This window comes from Bradyrhizobium semiaridum (assembly GCF_020329505.1).
Taxonomy (GTDB): Bacteria; Pseudomonadota; Alphaproteobacteria; order Rhizobiales; family Xanthobacteraceae; genus Bradyrhizobium; species Bradyrhizobium semiaridum.
Window position 1 is genome coordinate 1 of the sequence record NZ_JAGKJJ010000076.1, and the last position, 672, is coordinate 672.

General features: G+C 67.7%; 2 pseudogenes. Both read right to left on the reverse strand.

Going from position 1 to position 672, the window contains the following annotated elements:
* Nucleotides 1–256, reverse strand: a pseudogene (locus tag J6500_RS31490) (hypothetical protein); the annotation flags it as partial.
* Nucleotides 257–417: 161 nt separating this feature from the next.
* Nucleotides 418–672 (reverse strand): annotated as a pseudogene (locus J6500_RS31495) (zinc metalloprotease HtpX); the annotation flags it as partial.

Here is a 672-nt window from a genome sequence, read left to right on the forward strand (position 1 = left end):
TGAGCCAGGCCTTCACCACCAGCGAGGGCGGCGGGCCGCCCTCCTTGCCCGAATGCTCGGTGACCCAGTTGCGGAACCGGTTGGCGACAGCCTCGTCCGCCGCGATCCATTCCTCGAAGCGGTATTTCACCAGCTTGGCGAACTGCGCCCAGGACGGCGGCGCCTGATCGGCATTGCGAAAGTTGGGGCTCTGGGCGTGACCTGGTTCGACCGATAGCACCAGCAGGCCGAACGAGACGGCAAGCGTAGACCGCAAGACGAGCATTGTTCTGAGCAAGGCTGACCGGACGACGCGCGAAATTGAGGAGATGATACAGCCGTACTCGGCGCGTCACATGCCTGCAACGATGAGCGACTAGTTCTCGTCGGCTATGTCGCGCGTCGTTCACGCGGGTGGCGCGCGGCCGGCCTGTGCCATCAGCCCCACGGCCCGCGCTGGCCCGTCGAGCCGCCCCACGGGCTGCGCGGCGGAGGGCTTGCACCGGCCGAGCGCGGCGCGGCGAGCGTGCCGAGCTCGGCGGCGAGCTGCTGCAGTGCGGCGATGCGGTTCGCGGTCGAGGGGTGAGTTGCGAACAGATTGTCGACGCCGTGGCCGGAAAGCGGATTGATGATGAACATGTGCGCGGTGGCCGGATTGCGCTCGGCCTCCATGTTCGGTGCCTGATGCGCGGC